The organism is Pseudonocardia sp. SID8383, from assembly GCF_009864975.1.
Classification (GTDB): domain Bacteria; phylum Actinomycetota; class Actinomycetes; order Mycobacteriales; family Pseudonocardiaceae; genus Pseudonocardia; species Pseudonocardia alni.
The window spans coordinates 1-2,971 of record NZ_WWFY01001121.1; the positions used below are offsets into that span (position 1 = coordinate 1).

The 2,971-nt window shown below is 73.4% G+C and carries 3 protein-coding genes and 1 pseudogene; 3 read left to right on the forward strand and 1 reads right to left on the reverse strand.

Annotated features, from left to right (window positions below):
* Together GTW08_RS27320 and GTW08_RS27325 are read left to right on the forward strand one after the other, a co-directional pair.
* A partial coding sequence (locus GTW08_RS27320; protein WP_275939024.1) for a helix-turn-helix domain-containing protein occupies window positions 1-858 on the forward strand: 858 nt, incomplete at its 5' end.
* Window positions 859-1,007: 149 nt separating this feature from the next.
* A complete protein-coding gene (locus GTW08_RS27325) occupies window positions 1,008-2,054 on the forward strand; it encodes an alcohol dehydrogenase catalytic domain-containing protein (RefSeq protein WP_073577526.1) in 1,047 nt (348 codons plus the stop codon).
* Window positions 2,055-2,114: 60 nt separating this feature from the next.
* On the opposite strand, the gene GTW08_RS27330 is transcribed toward GTW08_RS27325, so the two are convergent.
* A complete protein-coding gene (locus GTW08_RS27330; protein WP_174565909.1) occupies window positions 2,115-2,657 on the reverse strand; it encodes a CGNR zinc finger domain-containing protein in 543 nt (180 codons plus the stop codon).
* 93 nt (window positions 2,658-2,750) lie between these two features.
* Here GTW08_RS27330 and GTW08_RS27335 point away from each other — a divergent pair.
* Window positions 2,751-2,971 (forward strand): annotated as a pseudogene (locus tag GTW08_RS27335) (haloacid dehalogenase type II); the annotation flags it as partial.

Genomic DNA, 2,971 nt, shown 5'->3' on the forward strand with positions numbered 1-2,971 from the left:
GACGGCGCCGCCGCCGAGGTGCGGCGCCGCGCGAACCGCGAGCTGCTCAGCCCCTACCTGCGCGCCCGCCGCGACGTCGCGGCCGCGATCGCCGCCCGGACCAGGCACCTGCTCCTCGTCGGCGAGCCGGGGGTCGGGAAGCAGACCCTGGCCGTCGAGCAGTTCCGCCGCAGCCACCCGTCCGGGACGGTGCAGGTGCTCGACTGCGCGCGGATCGCGGAGTCCGGCGGCCCCCTCCTGCCGACGGTCCGCGGCACCGACGGGGACCGGCCGCGGCTGCTCGTCCTGCGCCGGCTCCCGCTGCTCGGGTCGGTCGCCGCGCGGCGCCTCGACGAGTCGCTGCGGGTGCTGGTGGCCACACCCGCGGCACCGACGGTCGTCGGGTGCATCGACACCCCTTCGGTCGACGCCACCCGGCCCTACGGGCTGCTGCTGCGCCACTTCCACGACACGGTCCGGGTGCCCGCGCTCCGGTACCGGGCCGACGAGCTCGGCGACCTCGCGCGGTCGGTGCTGCACTCGCTGTCCGGCGGCCGGTCGCTGAGCCTGAGCATGCAGGTGCTGCGGGTGCTGGAGGGCTACGCCTGGCCGGGGAACCTGCGTGAGCTGGAGGACGTGCTGCGCTACGTCATCGCCCGCAAGCCGGTCGGCGTGGTGCAGGCACCGGACCTGCCGTCGTCGTGCTTCACCGGTGGCGCACCGCGGATGTCGATGCTCGAGGCGGCGCAGTGCGACGTGATCATCCAGGCCCTCTACGAGGCGCGCGGCAACCGCTACCAGGCCGCCGAGCTGCTGGGGATCGCCCGGTCCTCGCTCTACCGCAAGATCGACGCGTTCGGGATCAGCTACATCGGCTGAGGTGTCCCGGGACCGGGACACACCGTCGTCGCCGGTGGTCGTGCCGCCCGCGGAGTCGTCCCAGAACGGGACAGTCACATGCGCACTCCCGCATTAGCGTCGGGCCCGCCGACGCCCTCGGCACCCCCTGCGACCAACGGAGTGAGCAGATGAAGGCACTCGTCTACCACGGACCGGACGCCAAGGCCTGGGAGGAGGTCCCGGGCCCGACGATCCAGGACCCCACCGACGTGATCGTCAAGGTCGACACCACCACGATCTGCGGCACCGACCTGCACATCCTGCAGGGCGACGTCCCGGCCGTCACCGACGGCCGCATCCTCGGCCACGAGGCCGTCGGCACGATCACCGCCGTCGGCGACGCCGTGTCCGGCTTCGCCGTCGGCGACCGCGTCCTCGTCCCGGCGATCACCAAGTGCGGCCGCTGCGACTACTGCCAGCGCGGTATGCCGTCGCACTGCCAGACCGTCGGCGGGATCGGCTGGATCTTCGGCCACCTCATCGACGGCACCCAGGCCGAGTACGTCCGGGTCCCCTACGCCGACACCTCGCTCTACGCCGTGCCGGAGTCGGTCACCGACGAGCAGGCGATCTTCCTCGCCGACTCGCTGCCGACCGGCTACGAGGTCGGTGTGCTCGCCGGGAACGTACGGCCGGGCGACACCGTCGCCGTCGTCGGCGCGGGTGCGGTCGGCCTCTCCGCGATCCTCACGACCGGCCTGTGGGGCGCGTCGAAGGTCATCGCGATCGACTCCAACAAGTTCCGGCTGGAGAAGGCCGTCGAGTTCGGCGCGACCGACAGCGTCGAGGTCGGGCCGGGCACCGTCGCCGACGTGACCGCGCTGACCGACGGGCTCGGCGTGGACGTCGCGATCGAGGCCGTCGGCTACCCGGAGACGCTGCTGACGGCGGCGTCGCTGGTGCGCCCGGGCGGCACGATCGCCAACGTGGGCGTCCACGGCACCCCGGTGGAGCTGCCGATGCAGGACATGTGGATCTCCAACGTCACGCTGACGATGGGCCTGGTCGACACCGTGTCCATCCCGACGCTGCTCAAGATGGTCGCGGGCGGACGGATCCCGGCGGAGAAGATGGGCACCCACTCGTTCACCTTCGACCAGATGGACGAGGCCTACGACGTGTTCAAGAACGCCGCGGCGAACCAGGCGCTCAAGGTGGTCATCACGCCGGCGTGACGTCCGCTCCCGGGGCCCCGCCCGCGCCGGGGCCCCCGTGCGGGCCGTCAGGAGAACGACTCAGCCGGTGATCGTCCTCCTGCGAGCGCGGTAGGCGGCCGCCTTCACCCGGTTCCCGCACTCGTCCATGCCGCACCAGGTGCGCCGCGCGCCACGGGAGCGGTCGAGATAGAGCCGGGTGCAGCCGGGGCGGCCGCACTCCTTCAGCGGGGTGTCCACGTCGGCGAGGACGGCGACGGCGTCGCGCGCCAGCTCCGCGAGGACGGCGTCGGCGTCGCCGGTACGGCGGGTGCCGTGGTCGTCGAGCTGCACGGTCATGCCGGGACCGCGGGCCGTGCCGTTGACGACGGCCAACGCAGCGGGGTCGAACGCCCGCCCGGCCAGCCGGTCGGTCGCGAGCCGGTGGACCGCCTCCCGCAGGTCCCGCGCGCGCCCGAGGACCTCCGGGGTCACGGTCACGCCGTCCGGGAGGTCGGCGCAGGCGTCGATCCAGCGAGCGAGGTCGGCGGGCCCGGTGAGCAGCTCGGTCGGGTCGGTGCGCCGCCAGGTGACGGTGCCGACCAGGTCGAGCGCGGCACTGCCGCTCACGAACACGAAACCCACGTCACCATCTTGACCGGTGACGCATCGACGCCGCAAACTGCGTCACCAGTCGAACCGGTGACGCCGTCGCCGGACGATCCCGGGGAGCCGCTGATGACGATCGACGTCGTCGTGTTCGACGTGCTGGGCACGCTGGTCGACGAGCCGTCCGGCCTGCGCGACGCGATCGCCGCGGCCGTGCCCGGCACCGACCGCGACACCGCCACGGACCTGACCGGCGTGTGGCAGGCGCACGTCGCGGGCGAGCAGCGGCGCATCGTCGCGGGCGGGCGGGCGTTCGTGCCCGGCCACGTGCTGGACGCCGAGGCCGCGGC

Excerpts from the sequence above, each read along its gene's own strand:
- GTW08_RS27325 (WP_073577526.1), top strand. The coding sequence starts at position 1,008 with ATGAAGGCACTCGTCTACCACGGACCGGACGCCAAGGCCTGGGAGGAG.